The following is a 13,533-nucleotide window of genomic DNA, read 5'->3' as shown; positions in this document are numbered from 1 at the left end:
TCCTATATATTTAGCACTACATTGGTTGCAATAGCTATTTGATATAAAATTTGTGTTAACATGCTAAAGATTTGTAAATTTTGACTATCTACTTTTGGTAAAACTAAAATAGAATCTCCTGCTTTGATATCTGCTGAGCTTCTACCGCTGTATTTAGTTGCTTTGCCATTAGCATTGATTACCAAAACTCTTGATATATCAGCTCTATCGCTAAAACCACCTGCTAGGTTGATATAATATCTTAATTTTTCTTTATCCATATATACAAACGCACCTGGTATAGAAACTTCACCTTGAACTAAAACAAGATTATTTTTACTAGGTACATTTACTACATCACCTTCTTCTAATACTATAGAATTATACGCTTTGACATTATCTATAACGATTTGTCCTTTTGGTTGGGCTTGCTTTGCACGTGCAATAAATTCTAAAATCGTCTTAGCTTGAGTAGCTCTAATGCTAGCTTGCTCAGCATTAACTGAAGAGCTTGTTAGAGCTAGTGTTTCAAGCTCTTTAAGTTGGGCTTCAATAAGTTGTTTTTGGGTAGCTGCTACACTTTTTCTAAAAACTTGCAAGGCATTGATGTTTGATTGATCATTAACTGTAATCATTTTAGCAAGTTCAGCTAAAGTTGTGCCTTTTTTTACCACCACTGAATGCAAACCACTATGCTCACCTTCTATGCTAATGCTAATATTTTGCGCAGTATAATCAGGTCTAAACTCTATCTCATCACCATTATATAATTTCACGCCTATAAACTGCTTTTTACTATACGCATCTACGTGTAATTTATGATCATCTCTATAGCTTTTTACCACTGCATTAGTTACTATAGGCTTAGCTCCTGCAACTTTGGCTATATCTTCTAAATTTAAAATATCATTACTGAGCTCAAATCTAAAAGGTTTTTGCACATCTCCTTCTACAAAAACATACTTTTGCACACTACCTACTAAAATCACATCGCCCATTCTAAAAGGGAAAAGATCAAGCTGACCTTTAAGTAAAAAGTCATATAAATCTATCTTTTTAATGACTTTATTATCTCTTAAAATTTGAATATCTCTAAAACTACCATATTCTAAATTAATTCCACTTGCTTTGTCTAAATACTGTATAATAGAATCTGAGCTTAGTCCTTGATAAAGGCCTGGTTGATTCACATTTCCTGTAACAAATACCGATACATTTTGATAAATATCCATATCCGCATATACATAGACATTGCTTTTATAAATTTTATTAATAGCTTTTGTAATAACTTGTACCAAAGCACTATTTTTCACACCCAAAAGATTAATTGCTCCTACTTTTGGTATAAAAATATTTCCTTGAGAATCTACTGTTAAAGTTTGTATAAACTCTACCGCACCCCAAATTTTTACATTAATCCTATCGCCTACTGCTAATTTATAGTCAGGATTGTAAACATGTTGAGTAAATTTAGTAAAATTACCATTAAATAAATGTGCACCAAAAACTTTAGTTATCGGAGTTTGAGTTTGATTAAAATCACTTTGGTTGTTATCATAATTTATAATTTGTGGCTCTAAAGATGGAGTCAATGGCTGATTTTGAATTTTCGCAATTTGAGAAACATCTACCGCTGAAAATAAAAACAAAGGTAAAAGTAAAAGTAAAAATATCTTTTTCATTAGTATCTATGCTCCTCTATAATCATTTTAATAAATTTAACAATTCCATAAATCAAAGATAAAATCATAAAAGCTGTGAGTATATTATACAAAGCTTCTGGGTATTTAGCACTTTGAGGTAAACTTGGACTTTGCACTATAACTACTTGTTTTATCTTTCTTAAAGCTTCTATCCTAGCACTTTCATAAGCTTTTAATGCAGCTGTGTAAGCACTTTCTGCAAAACCTGCCTCTATGGTTAGATCTTGAAATTTAGCTGCAAGATCATTAAGCTTTTGAGAGGATTTTGGGGATGAAACTTTGGATTTTTCTTTTTGAAGTTGTTTTTTTAAAGCTGTGATTTCACTTTTTATAGTGACAATTTGTGGTGCATTATCATTTATATAGCTTTGCATCATCAAAAGTTCAGCTTCTTTGGCTGCTATTTTTGATTCAAGTTCAGCAATGAGTTTTAGAGTACCTTCTGCTTGTTTAAGTGGATCAAATACTCCATATTTATTTTGAAAAGCTAAAAGTTCATCTTTAGCTTTTTGGTATCTTTTTTTAAATTGCAAAAGCTCTTCTTCAGCAAATTGCATTTGATCTCTTGCGGCTTTATGTGAAATTTCATTGATAAATTTTTCACTTTCTTTAACTATAGTTGAAGCTATCAAATGCGCATTTTGTGGGTTAAAACCTTCAACTTCTACACGCAAAAGTCCATTAGCTGAGTCTTCTTGAATAATCTTAACACGGTTTTGATAATACTTTAAAAACTCTTCCTGATTAGCCGATGAAGAAATACTATAAAAAAAATCAAGTTTTTGTTTTTGATATAACTCACGAATTTGAACTTTTTCTTCTAAGATATTTAACATATCTAAAGAATGGATGTAAGATTTTAAGAAAGTTATATCCTCGCTTGAAAAAGAATTATTAGTCAAAAATGCGGCGATTCCGGTGATAGCTCCGCTATCTCCTGTAGTTGATTTCACACTTAAAACACTTTCACTCACATAGCGATTTGCTGCTATAAAAACATAATAAAATACAACAAATGCTGTTAAAATTAATACTATTTTAAAAGAATTAAATATTTCTAAATTTTTAAACTTTTTTAATAAATCATTTTGCATTTATTTTTCCTTGATACACCGCTATACCCTCATCTACATCATCATATATAGTAGCTTGCCCATCTTGCATGAATATAATTTTATCACACCATTGTTTAATTTCAGCTACATTATGCGAAACCATAATAACTTTTGACTGACTTAATTTTTCTTTATAAATTTTAGAACTTTTTTCTCTAAATTTAGGATCCCCCACAGCACCTGCTTCGTCAATCAAATAATAATCAAAATCAAATGCCATGCTTAAACCAAAAGATATTCTAGCGCTCATACCTGCTGAGTAAGTGTTCATAGGCTCATCAAAAAATTTACCAAGCTCAGCAAAATCTTCAACAAATTTAATCTTTTCTTCTAAGGCCTTTCCTTTATAACCATATACTCTAGCCACAAAACGTGCATTGTCCCTTGCTGAGAGTCTATGTTGAAACGCACCTGCTAAGCCTAGTGGCCAAGATAATTTTTTATTAGTTATAATCTTACCTCTATCTGGAAGCAAAGAACCACTTAAAAGTTTCATTAAAGTGGATTTTCCAGCACCATTGCGCCCCATCAAACCTATACTACAATTTTCAGGAAACTCAAAACTTAAGTTTTTAAAAACATAATGTCTTCCGCCATTACGTAAGGGAAAAGATTTGGTTAAATTAACTAATTTTATCATCGCACCGCTATCAACTTTTCTCTAGTAAAATAATAAAAAAACAATCCCAAAAACAAAATCACACTTAAACATGCAATAGGGTAATAATAATTATAATCATCAAGTAATGGATAATTTTGAAAAAAATTATATTTTAAAAGTTCCATGATATGCAAAAGTGGATTGTAATATAAAATGTCTAAAATAGGTTTTGGAACTATCCATATAGGAAATACCACCAAAGCTGTCCAGTATAAAACTATATTTAAATAATTTAATGCCATTTTTAAAGGCTCTGCAAAATGTCCTGCTATAGCAAAACACATTCCCATAGCAAAGCCAAATACCACAAGTAAAAAAAACGAAAACATCACTCCTAAAAAATGTTTAGGTATAACTTGCATATGCAAAAACCAACCTGCTAAAAACATTACACAAATAAAAATAGTAAAATAAATACAAAATTCAAGCATAGTCCTAGCAATAAAAACATGTATAGGGCGAATAGGTTTATAAGCAAAAAGAGTTAAATTTGATCCTATACCATTTAAAAGCTGAGTAATAATGCTCCTAAACATAAAAAAAGGTATAATCCCTATTGCTAAAAATAAAAAGATAGAAACACCCTCAGGCATGATTTGATGATGAAATTCTCTAATAGCTGCCACAATAGAAGTGATTACCAAAACCACCATCATAGGCTCTCCGATAACCCAAAAATAGCCTAAATATTTATTAACACCAAATCTTGTCTTTAGCTCTCTAAAAAATAGAGCATGTATGACATTAAACATATTTTTAGCAAACCTTTTTAAATTTTCAAAATTTTTATATTATACTTTTTTATCTTATATAATATTTAACAAGGTTTAAAAATGAAAAGAAATTTCTTTGAAGAATTAGAAAAAATTTTATATCACAAAGATATTTTTAAAAAGATTGAATTATTTAATGAATTTTATGAAAATTTCAAATCTAATTTGTATGATTTTAATCATTCCCATGAAGCGATCATTTGTAAAAACTCACAAGTTAAAATCCTTCATCCTATGAAAATAAGACGTCCAAAAGAGGCAAATAGCACTTTATCTTTAGCTAAAATCTTACATTCAGTTGCACATATAGAATATAGTGCTATAAATTTGGCTTTAGATGCTAGTTATAGATTTAAAAACTTGCCATTGAAATTTTATCAAGATTGGCTTGAGGTAGCTGATGAAGAAATTAAGCATTTTTTACTTTTAGAAAAAACTTTAAATGAACTTGGTTTTAAATATGGAGATTTCCATGCGCATGATAATCTTGAAAAAGCCTTGTTTTTAACCAAAGATAATCTTGCTCATAGAATGGGCATAGTGCATAGAGGACTTGAAGCAAAAGGACTTGATGCTAATCCTTTTGTTTTAGAAAAATTAAACACCACTAATCATCCTATAAAAAGTTTATTTGGTGAAATTTTTACCATTATATTAAATGATGAGATTAAACATGTAAATAAAGGGGATTTTTGGTGGAATTATGCAAAAAATGAAAATGATAACTACCTTGATCTTTGTGCCAAATATAAAGAATTTAACCTTTTAGGAAAAGTATATAATAAAACAGCTAGAATTCAAGCAGGATTTAGCGAAAATGAACTTCAAAAATTAGATGATTTTTATAATAAAAAATGAAATGGTGGTTAGAGGCAGAATCGAACTGCCGACACGCAGATTTTCAGTCTGCTGCTCTACCGACTGAGCTATCCAACCACTGAATTGAAGTTGTAATTATACAATAGTTTTTTTAAAAAAAGTTGAAATTTGCATAAAAATGCAAATTATTCAGAAAAAGCTCCAAATTTAAAGATTTTTTGCATTCTTAATGCAGCTAATTCGCGTTTATCGTATTGTTCTAATTCTTCTATAGCTTTTAAGACATAATCACTTAAATTTTTAATCGCATTTTCTTTATCTCTATGAGCTCCACTCATTGGCTCTTCGATGACATCATCGATCAAACCTTGGGTTTTTAAATCATCAGCAGTTACTTTCATGGCCTTAGTAGCAGCTTCACTTTTTGATGGATCATTCCATAAAATAGCAGCACAACCCTCAGGTGAAATCACAGAAAAAACTGAATTTTTCATCATAGCAAGTTTATCAGCTACTCCTATAGCCAAAGCACCACCACTTCCACCTTCGCCTATAACTACTGCTATAGTGATTGTTTTAAGAGCGCTTAATTCATATAAATTTCTAGCTATAGCCTCACTTTGACCACGCTCTTCAGCACCCACTCCTGGGTAAGCACCTGGAGTATCCACTAAAAATAATACTGGTATGTCAAATTTTTCAGCCATTTTTGCCACTCTTAGAGCTTTTCTATAACCTTCAGGATGAGGCATACCAAAATTTCTATGAAGTTTATCTTTAGTACCTCTACCTTTTTGCTCACCTATAACAATAACTTTTTTCCCACCTATATAGCCTGCATAACACACAATAGCAGGATCATCTCTAAAAGCACGATCACCATGAATTTCATAAGCATCACTTAATATAGCTTGAATATAGTCAAGCGCATAAGGACGATCAGGATGTCTTGCAAGCTGTAAGCGCTGGTAATCGCTTAAATTTTTATAAACTTTTTGAGTTTCTTTTTCAAGATTTTTTTCTAAAATTTTTACCGCTTCATCATCGCCTTTGATTTTAGCATTTGCTAAATCCTCATCAATTTGCTGAATATTTTTTTCAAAATCTAAATAAGAAGCCATATTAATCTACTTTTTTGAAAATCACACAACCATTTGTTCCACCAAAACCAAAAGAATTGCTCATTACTACATTAACTTCGCTTTTTCTTGCAGTATTTGGTATATAGTCAAGATCACAGTTTTCATCTGCTACGATTTGATTGATAGTTGGCGGTAATATACCTTGATCAAGCGCCATCAAAGAAATAACAGCTTCAATAGCACCAGCAGCACCTAAGCAATGGCCTGTTTGACCTTTTGTAGAACTAACTAAAGGAATTTGATCTTTGAAAAGTTCTTTAATAGCTGCTGTTTCATTTTTATCATTTACCGGAGTAGAAGTTCCGTGCGCATTAATATAATCTACTTTTGGATTTCCTGCCATTTTTAAAGCTTTTTTCATAGCACGCAATGGTCCTTCTAAAGTAGGCGAAGTGATATGATGTGCATCTGCACTTTCGCCAAAACCTACTAACTCAGCATAAATTTTAGCTCCACGCTTTTTAGCAGCCTCATACTCTTCAAACACTAAAGCACCAGCACCCTCACCCATCACAAAACCATCTCTTTCTTTGTCAAATGGTCTTGAAGCCTTAGCTGGATCATCATTTCTAGTAGAAAGAGCTTTCATAGCAGCAAAGCCACCTATACCCACAGCACAAATAGCTGCTTCAGCACCTACTACAAGCATTTTATCTGCATTGCCTAAAGCTATGCTTTTATAAGCTTCGCCTATAGCATGAGTTCCCGCTGCACAAGCAGTCACGCATGAGATATTTGGTCCTTGTAATCCATGCTCGATTGAAATAATCCCACCAAGCATATTAACCAAAGCTGATGGTATGAAAAAAGGAGTAATTTTACGTGGTCCACGCTGTGCGCAAGTAACGGAATTTTTTTCTATATTTGGTAAACCACCTATACCAGCTGCTGAAACTACACCAAATTCTTCTTTGTTTAAAGTTTCATCAAATTTAGCATCTTCCATAGCTTCTCTTGCTGCTTTAATACCAAGTTGTATAAAACGATCTATTTTTTTAACCTCTTTAGCATCGCAGACACTTAAAGGATCAAAATTTTTTACTTCAGCAGCAATTTGCACTGGAAAATCAGTGGTATCAAAAAGAGTGATTTTATCAACGCCACTTTTGCCATCACAAATTGCTTTAAATGAGCTATCTTTGTCTAAACCAAGGGCATTGATCATTCCTATACCTGTTACTACAACGCGTTTCAAACCGCACTCCTTATTTTAAAAATTAAAATTATTTTTGAAGATTTTCTATATAATTAACAACATCTTCGATTTTTACTAGTTTTTCAGCATCACTGTCTGGAATTTCTACATCAAATTTTTCTTCTAAAGCCATAACTAATTCAACAACATCTAAAGAATCTGCACCTAAATCTTCAATGATTTTAGATTCCATTTTAACTGCATCTTCATCAACACTAAGTTGCTCAACAACTACTTTTTTTACATCATCCAAAATTGCCATTTTTATCTCCTAGTTTAAAAAATTAAACCACATTTTACAATAAAAAAATAAATTTCTTGTTTAAAAAGTTAAAAATTAAAGATTATTACGAAAAATTTAATTATCTGTGTTTAAATAAAAGCTTAATTTTTAACAAAGGAAATTAATGCTTTTGGATAGACTTATAAAAGAAAATAAAAAAACTTGGGATCAATACATCTATCATGAATTTGTAAAAAAACTTCAAAATGGCACTTTAGAAAAAGATGTATTTTTGTTTTACCTTAAACAAGACTATATCTTTTTAAATAATTATGCAAAATGCTATGCTTTGCTTGCTTTAAATGCAAATAATGCTAAAGAAATTCAATTTGCTATTAAAAATCAAAACTACACTTTAGAAGGAGAATTAGAGCTTCATAGAAGTATTTTAAAGCTAGGTATTGATGTAGAAAAACTAGACTATAAAGATGAAAGTTTAACCAATATTGCTTATACAAGGTACTTACTAAGTGTGGGACAAAATGGAGATTATTTAGATATGCTATGTGCTTTGAGTGCTTGTGCTATAGGCTATGCATATATAGGAGAAGAAATTTATAAAGGACTTGATGAAAAAAGTTTAGAAAATCACCCTTACAAAGAGTGGATTTTAACCTATGCGGGAAAAGAATTTCAAGATGAAATTAAAGAATTTAAAGATTTTTTTAATTCTTATGCAAATAGCATTAGCGAAGAAAAATTTAAAAAATTAAACGAAATTTTTTATACTACTGTAAGACTTGAAACAGCCTTTTGGCAACATTCTTTAGAGCAAAAAATGGAAATTTAATCATCATAAAGATGATTAAATTATCAATTTAGCAATATTAATCCCTACAAAAGCAACCAAATACGCACATAAAGATGTAAATATAAAAAGATACCATGCATATTTTTTATTTCCTGCTTCTTTAGCAAAAACTATAGTTGCTGCAAAGCAAGGATTATAAATCATAACAAAAAGTATAAAAGCAACTGCTGTGCTAAAAGGGATGTTTTCTTTTATAGCCTCTTGTAAATTTAAACTTGTCTCATCAACTTCATCACCTAAAGAATAAAGCACACCCATAGTGGAAATCATCACTTCTTTAGCTGCTAAACCACTTACCAAAGATACACTAAGTTTCCAATCAAAGCCAAGTGGTGCAAAAATAGGCTCTATTGCTTTGCCAAATTGTCCAAGATAACTATTTTCTATCTGAAGCTCTTGAGTTAAAGCATCTTGAGTATTATTTTCTTGTGCAGGAAAATTACTTGCAAACCAAATAAGCAAAGAAGCTATTAAAATAAATGTTCCTGCTTTTTTTAAATACATTTTGGCTTTATTAAACACCATAAACCATACTAAATTCCAATTTGGCATTCTATATTTTGGCATTTCCATTACAAAGGGTTCATCTTGTCCTCTAAAAGCACTCATTCTTAAAATCTTAGCTACAATCAAACCCAAAAATGCACCCAAAAGATAAATCCCAAAAAGATAATTTCCCGCCACATCAGCAGGAAAAAACACTCCAACAAAAAGCACATATACAGGAAGTCTTGCGCCACAACTCATAAAATTAATAATAAAAAGAGTTAATAATCTATCTTTTTTATTTTTTAAAGTTCTTGTAGCCATAAAAGCAGGCACCGAGCAACCAAAACCCGTGATTAAAGGAATAAAACTTTTACCATGTAAGCCAAATTTATATAAAATTCCATCTAATAAAAATGCAACCCTAGCCATATATCCGGTTGTTTCAAGTAAGGCTATACCAAAAAATAAAATCATAATATTTGGTAAAAAAGTTATAACCGCACCAACCCCACCTAAAACACCATCAGCTAAGGCTGAAGCGATAAATTCATTGCTAATATTATTTTTTACCATATCACCTAAATTAGCAAAAAACATTTCTATATAATCCATAGGGATTTGACCTAAAGTAAAGGTTAGTTGAAATAAAGCCCACATAAAAAACAAAAATATAGGAATTCCTAAAAATTTATTGATTAAAATAGAGTCTATTTCTTTAGTATGATTTTTATACTTAACACCCTTACTTAAAACTTTAACACATATACCATTTGCAAAAGCAATCAGTTCTTCTTTAAAAATACTTTCCATATCTTTGCTATGATATGCCATATAAATTTTTTCTAAAGCTTCATCAAGTATTTTTCTCAAAGCGTGTGAAATGACTATATTAGCTTCATTTTTAAGCAAAGCTATCGCTAAATCTTTTGTAGAAAAATCTAAATAAGTAATTTCATTTTGATTTAAAAATTCACTTATTTTTGCGAGTTCTTCTTCTATGATATCACTATAAACACGCTCTTTGGCTTCAAATTTAGCTTCATGGGTTGAAATGATTAAATCCAAAAGTGTATTTAGATTTTCTTTGGTTTTAGCGCACACGCCAAGACAAGGCGTATTTAGAAGTTGGGATAAAATTTTAAAATCTATACTAAAACCTTCATTTTTAGCTTCATCTTGCATATTTAAAGCCATAATCATTTTGATTTTAGCCTCTATTAAAGACGCGCTTAAAATCAAATTACGCTCTAAATTTGTAGAATCAAGCACATTTACTACAAGATCAAATTTACCCTTTTTTAAAAACTCTTTTGTGATTTTTTCTTCTTCACTATAACCATCTAATGCATAAGTTCCTGGTAAATCTATAAATTTAAACTCATAATTTTTATAAATTAATCTAGCCTCAGCCTTTTCAACCGTAACACCGCTAAAATTTCCAACTTTCATATTAGCTTTGCAAAGTGCGTTAATCAATAAACTTTTACCGACATTTGGCTGACCCACTAAAGCAATGATGATTTCTTTCATTAAAACTCTTTTGAAATTTGTATTATTTTTGCTTCACTTGAGCGTAAAATCACGCAAGTTGTATCAAGTTCTACCATAATAGTAGAATTTGCAATAGAAGAGCGAATTTTTTTAACTTTTTTGTTTTTTGCAAAACCAAAACTAAAAAGTCTTGCTTGGAGTTGTTTATCTGCTTCAAAGCCTACTATAATAGCTTCTTCATTATCTTTTAATGTATCTAAAGTCATGTTTTTCCTTACAAAAACTAAGATAAAACATTATATAAAAAATTAAATTATTTCTTTTTTAAAATAATAAGCAATCTCAAAAAAATGAGATTGCTAGAAATCAAATTCATTTAGATTTTCTAAATTTTGGAGCTTTTTGACTAATTCCTCAGCCTTTTCTAAAGAAAGTGCTATGCTAGCATTAGAAAGAAATTTATCTTTTAATTCATCAAAACTTAAAGGATTATCAAAATTTCCTTTATTTATAAATACATCTTTTTTAATTACTCTTCCATCATTTAAAACAGCTTCTAAATGCCCTGGAAAGTATTTAGGGAAACCACTAGATTTTTTCTTTTCATAGCTAATTTTTTTAGCAAATTCTATTAGTTCAGCTCTATTTAAATTTTCATAAGATTTTAAAGTAATTTTGCCATCAAAAAATGCTAAAGCCATTAAAAAAGGCATAGAAAATTTGGCCGCATAAGCACTTTGTGGAGTGTATTTTGCTTCTATTGGATCACAGATAAATGAAATTGGCACTTCATCTACAAAGCAATGTATACTTTTGATATCTTGTGCTTTTAAGCCATCATTCCTTAAACTCATAGCACAATCAATAAGCCCATGTGCAAAATGACAACTTGGATAAGGTTTTAATGATACTTGCATTACTTGCCAAATTTCATTCAAGCCCTTACAAAGTTCATTTTTATCACACTCATCTTCTAAGCCAAAAGTTCTAAAGACATTATCCCTTCCTTCAAATATACTCAAAGGACCGCTCATATTAGCTTTTGCGCAATTTGCTACTAAAATTCCATTTTTCAAAGCATTAGCTATGTGTAAAACTTTAGAATTAGACCCATTAGATAAAAACTCATTCACCCCACTTGCAAAACTTCCTGCTAAACCTAGTGCATTGATGATTTGTTCTTTGTTTAAATCAAGTAAAACACAACTTGCAGCCACACTACCAAAAATTCCTGCTATAGCTGTAGTATGAAAGCCACGTTTATGGAAACTTCCTTTGCTTGCTATACCCACTCTAGCAGCAATTTCCCAACCAACAATAAAGGCTTTTAAAACTTTTTTTCCATCTTTACTTACACTAAATCCATAAGTTAAACAAAGTGGAGTTAAAATAGCACTAGCGTGCAAAATAGCTTCAGTATGAGTATCATCAAAATCAAGAGCATGCGCTGCAATAGCATTTACCATCGCAGCATAAATTACTTCAAGCTTTTTATCTTCACTCCAAATTTTTTCACTAGGATTTACGCTTAAAGCTTCAAAAGCCTTAGTTGCATTTAAAACACAAGCTTCATTTTTAGCAGCCAAGGCTGTTCCTAACGCATCAAGCATAAGCTCTTTTGCTCTTTGCTTTACTTCACTAGGGATAGCTTCATAGTCTAAATTTACGATAAATTCGGCTAGTTTTTCACTTAAATACATTTTTTCCTACTTTAGAATTGGTGCATTAGCGATTTTTTCTAAGAACTCATCAACTAATTTTGGTGCATAACCTACATAAGTTGTAGCATCCATTAAAACATCAATATCTTTTTCATTTAAAACCTTACTCACACGCTCATCTTCAAGTAAAACTTCTTTGAAAGTTTTATGATTTTCTATGCCTCTCATAGCATTTTCATAAACAATTTCATGTGCATGTTGCTTACCATAATGATCACTCAAAGTAAACATCACGCGCTCTGCTAACACAAAGCCATTAAGCGTATCAAGATTTTTTAACATTTTGTCTTTTTTAACTTCTAAATCATCAAAGACAAATTTCATATTTGCTAATACCACTGAAAGCATTAAAAATGCTTCTGGTAAAAGCTTCCATTCCATTTTCCAAACTTGGCCATCTCTTTCATGCTCATGTCTTTCTATATCGCTTAAAATTGCAATATTAGCTCTTAGGGCATTACTTACAGTCACTGCGTTTTCACTTACTGCAGGATTTCTTTTATGAGGCATAGTAGAGCTTCCTACTTGACCTTTTCCAAAAGGTTCAGCAATTTCATCAATTTCATTATGAGCTAAGATTAAAAGCTGATGTGCGATTTTGTTAAAGGTTGCATTGATATTGCCTAAAACATAACCAAGCTCGATAAAACGATCTCTTGCGGGTTGCCATGAGATATCAGGAACTTCTAAACCTAAGCTTTCTAAAGTAAGTTTTTCTACTTCATTAGCCTTGTCACTTAAGCTTGCTTTAGTTCCTACTGCACCTACGATTAATCCTACATATAATCTTTTTTCAAGTTCAATAATTCTTTCATAGTGGCGATTAAGCTCACTAAGCCAAATTGCAACTTTGTGTCCAAAAGTTATAGGTAAAGCTTGTAAAGCTAAGGTTCTTCCCATCATTGCAGTGTTTTTGTGCTCTTTTGCGATTTTTGCTAAATTTTTAGCTATATCTTTTAAATCTTGCTTGATTAAAGCCATAGCTTCTTTAAATTGTAAAACTATGCCTGTATCAATGATATCTTGCGTTGTTACACCAAAATGCACATATTCACCAAGACCATTTTCACAAGCTTTTTCTAAACCACGCACAGTAGGTACTAAAGGGTGTTTAGTCTTTTTAAACTCAGCAAAAATAAAATCCATATCCATAAATTTATAATGAGCTTTTTTAGCTATTTCTATAGCTGCTTCATTAGGGATAATGCCAAGTTTTGCTTGAGCTTTTGCTAGGGCAGCTTCTACATCAAGCCATTTTTGAATTCTATTTTCTTCACTAAAAATAGCTCTCATTGCAGGAGTACTCCAAGAATCTTGAAGCAACCTCATATCAAATACACTCACACCCATG

13 protein-coding genes and 1 tRNA gene are annotated in these 13,533 nt (G+C 31.0%); 2 read left to right on the top strand and 12 right to left on the bottom strand.

The annotated features are described in order from the left end of the window. Positions 1-2: 2 nt before the first annotated feature. The 4 genes from L8W55_RS04050 to L8W55_RS04035 are packed head-to-tail and all read right to left on the bottom strand — an operon-like array spanning position 3 to position 4,210. Positions 3-1,661 carry a polysaccharide biosynthesis/export family protein gene (locus L8W55_RS04050; protein ID WP_263677447.1) on the bottom strand — a complete coding sequence of 553 codons (1,659 nt, stop codon included), beginning with the start codon at positions 1,659-1,661 and terminating at the stop codon, positions 3-5. Beyond that, the gene (locus L8W55_RS04045) at positions 1,661-2,776 is read right to left on the bottom strand and encodes a capsule biosynthesis protein (RefSeq protein WP_263677445.1); all 1,116 of its coding nucleotides are present in this window, start codon (positions 2,774-2,776) and stop codon (positions 1,661-1,663) included. Before L8W55_RS04045 ends, L8W55_RS04050 begins: the two co-directional genes overlap by 1 nt. Then, positions 2,766-3,437 carry a capsular polysaccharide export system, ATP-binding protein gene (locus L8W55_RS04040; RefSeq protein WP_039617525.1) on the bottom strand — a complete coding sequence of 224 codons (672 nt, stop codon included), beginning with the start codon at positions 3,435-3,437 and terminating at the stop codon, positions 2,766-2,768. The genes L8W55_RS04045 and L8W55_RS04040 overlap by 11 nt, the downstream gene beginning before the upstream one ends. Continuing rightward, entirely contained in the window at positions 3,434-4,210 is a 777-nt protein-coding gene (locus tag L8W55_RS04035; protein WP_263677444.1) for an ABC transporter permease, read from the bottom strand. The genes L8W55_RS04040 and L8W55_RS04035 overlap by 4 nt, the downstream gene beginning before the upstream one ends. Before the next feature lie 81 nt (positions 4,211-4,291). Between L8W55_RS04035 and L8W55_RS04030 the strand changes: the two genes are divergently transcribed. Continuing rightward, a complete protein-coding gene (locus L8W55_RS04030; protein ID WP_263677443.1) occupies positions 4,292-5,089 on the top strand; it encodes a ferritin-like domain-containing protein in 798 nt (265 codons plus the stop codon). 2 nt (positions 5,090-5,091) lie between these two features. On the opposite strand, the gene L8W55_RS04025 is transcribed toward L8W55_RS04030, so the two are convergent. From L8W55_RS04025 to acpP, 4 genes are all read right to left on the bottom strand, one after another. Beyond that, positions 5,092-5,167: transfer RNA gene (locus L8W55_RS04025), tRNA-Phe, on the bottom strand. A 68-nt stretch (positions 5,168-5,235) separates the two neighbouring features. After that, positions 5,236-6,171, bottom strand: a complete 936-nt coding sequence (locus L8W55_RS04020; RefSeq protein WP_039617520.1) for an acetyl-CoA carboxylase carboxyltransferase subunit alpha — start codon at positions 6,169-6,171, stop codon at positions 5,236-5,238. 1 nt (position 6,172) lies between these two features. After that, positions 6,173-7,387: a beta-ketoacyl-ACP synthase II gene (locus L8W55_RS04015; RefSeq protein ID WP_039627924.1), complete on the bottom strand. Its 1,215-nt coding sequence runs from the start codon at positions 7,385-7,387 to the stop codon at positions 6,173-6,175. 28 nt (positions 7,388-7,415) lie between these two features. Next, positions 7,416-7,649 (bottom strand): acyl carrier protein, encoded by a 234-nt coding sequence (gene acpP, locus L8W55_RS04010; protein ID WP_263677440.1) that lies wholly within the window; start codon positions 7,647-7,649, stop codon positions 7,416-7,418. Positions 7,650-7,794: 145 nt separating this feature from the next. On the opposite strand from acpP, the gene tenA reads away from it, so the two are divergent. Continuing rightward, on the top strand, positions 7,795-8,460 hold the full coding sequence (gene tenA / locus L8W55_RS04005; RefSeq protein ID WP_263677438.1) for a thiaminase II: 666 nt from the start codon (positions 7,795-7,797) through the stop codon (positions 8,458-8,460). A 15-nt stretch (positions 8,461-8,475) separates the two neighbouring features. Here tenA and feoB read toward each other — a convergent pair whose 3' ends face one another. From feoB to purB, 4 genes are all read right to left on the bottom strand, one after another. Further along, entirely contained in the window at positions 8,476-10,500 is a 2,025-nt protein-coding gene (feoB, locus tag L8W55_RS04000) for a ferrous iron transport protein B (protein WP_263677437.1), read from the bottom strand. Next, a complete protein-coding gene (locus tag L8W55_RS03995; protein ID WP_039625344.1) occupies positions 10,500-10,727 on the bottom strand; it encodes a FeoA family protein in 228 nt (75 codons plus the stop codon). Before L8W55_RS03995 ends, feoB begins: the two co-directional genes overlap by 1 nt. A gap of 93 nt (positions 10,728-10,820) precedes the next feature. Further along, the gene (locus L8W55_RS03990; RefSeq protein WP_263677435.1) at positions 10,821-12,161 is read right to left on the bottom strand and encodes an MmgE/PrpD family protein; all 1,341 of its coding nucleotides are present in this window, start codon (positions 12,159-12,161) and stop codon (positions 10,821-10,823) included. Positions 12,162-12,167: 6 nt separating this feature from the next. Then, positions 12,168-13,532, bottom strand: a complete 1,365-nt coding sequence (gene purB / locus L8W55_RS03985; protein ID WP_263677434.1) for an adenylosuccinate lyase — start codon at positions 13,530-13,532, stop codon at positions 12,168-12,170. Position 13,533 lies beyond the last annotated feature (1 nt).

The organism is Campylobacter sp. FU_520, assembly GCF_025772385.1.
In the GTDB taxonomy this organism is placed as follows: domain Bacteria; phylum Campylobacterota; class Campylobacteria; order Campylobacterales; family Campylobacteraceae; genus Campylobacter_D; species Campylobacter_D lari_C.
The sequence above is the reverse complement of the archived record's forward strand: the minus strand, read 5'-3'. Positions and strand labels throughout refer to the sequence as shown.

Excerpts from the sequence above, each read along its gene's own strand:
- L8W55_RS04050 (WP_263677447.1), bottom strand. The coding sequence starts at position 1,661 with ATGAAAAAGATATTTTTACTTTTACTTTTACCTTTGTTTTTATTTTCA.
- L8W55_RS04045 (WP_263677445.1), bottom strand. The coding sequence starts at position 2,776 with ATGCAAAATGATTTATTAAAAAAGTTTAAAAATTTAGAAATATTTAAT.
- L8W55_RS04040 (WP_039617525.1), bottom strand. The coding sequence starts at position 3,437 with ATGATAAAATTAGTTAATTTAACCAAATCTTTTCCCTTACGTAATGGC.
- L8W55_RS04035 (WP_263677444.1), bottom strand. The coding sequence starts at position 4,210 with ATGTTTAATGTCATACATGCTCTATTTTTTAGAGAGCTAAAGACAAGA.
- L8W55_RS04030 (WP_263677443.1), top strand. The coding sequence starts at position 4,292 with ATGAAAAGAAATTTCTTTGAAGAATTAGAAAAAATTTTATATCACAAA.
- L8W55_RS04020 (WP_039617520.1), bottom strand. The coding sequence starts at position 6,171 with ATGGCTTCTTATTTAGATTTTGAAAAAAATATTCAGCAAATTGATGAG.
- acpP (WP_263677440.1), bottom strand. The coding sequence starts at position 7,649 with ATGGCAATTTTGGATGATGTAAAAAAAGTAGTTGTTGAGCAACTTAGT.
- tenA (WP_263677438.1), top strand. The coding sequence starts at position 7,795 with ATGCTTTTGGATAGACTTATAAAAGAAAATAAAAAAACTTGGGATCAA.
- feoB (WP_263677437.1), bottom strand. The coding sequence starts at position 10,500 with ATGAAAGAAATCATCATTGCTTTAGTGGGTCAGCCAAATGTCGGTAAA.
- L8W55_RS03995 (WP_039625344.1), bottom strand. The coding sequence starts at position 10,727 with ATGACTTTAGATACATTAAAAGATAATGAAGAAGCTATTATAGTAGGC.
- L8W55_RS03990 (WP_263677435.1), bottom strand. The coding sequence starts at position 12,161 with ATGTATTTAAGTGAAAAACTAGCCGAATTTATCGTAAATTTAGACTAT.
- purB (WP_263677434.1), bottom strand. The coding sequence starts at position 13,532 with ATGGGTGTGAGTGTATTTGATATGAGGTTGCTTCAAGATTCTTGGAGT.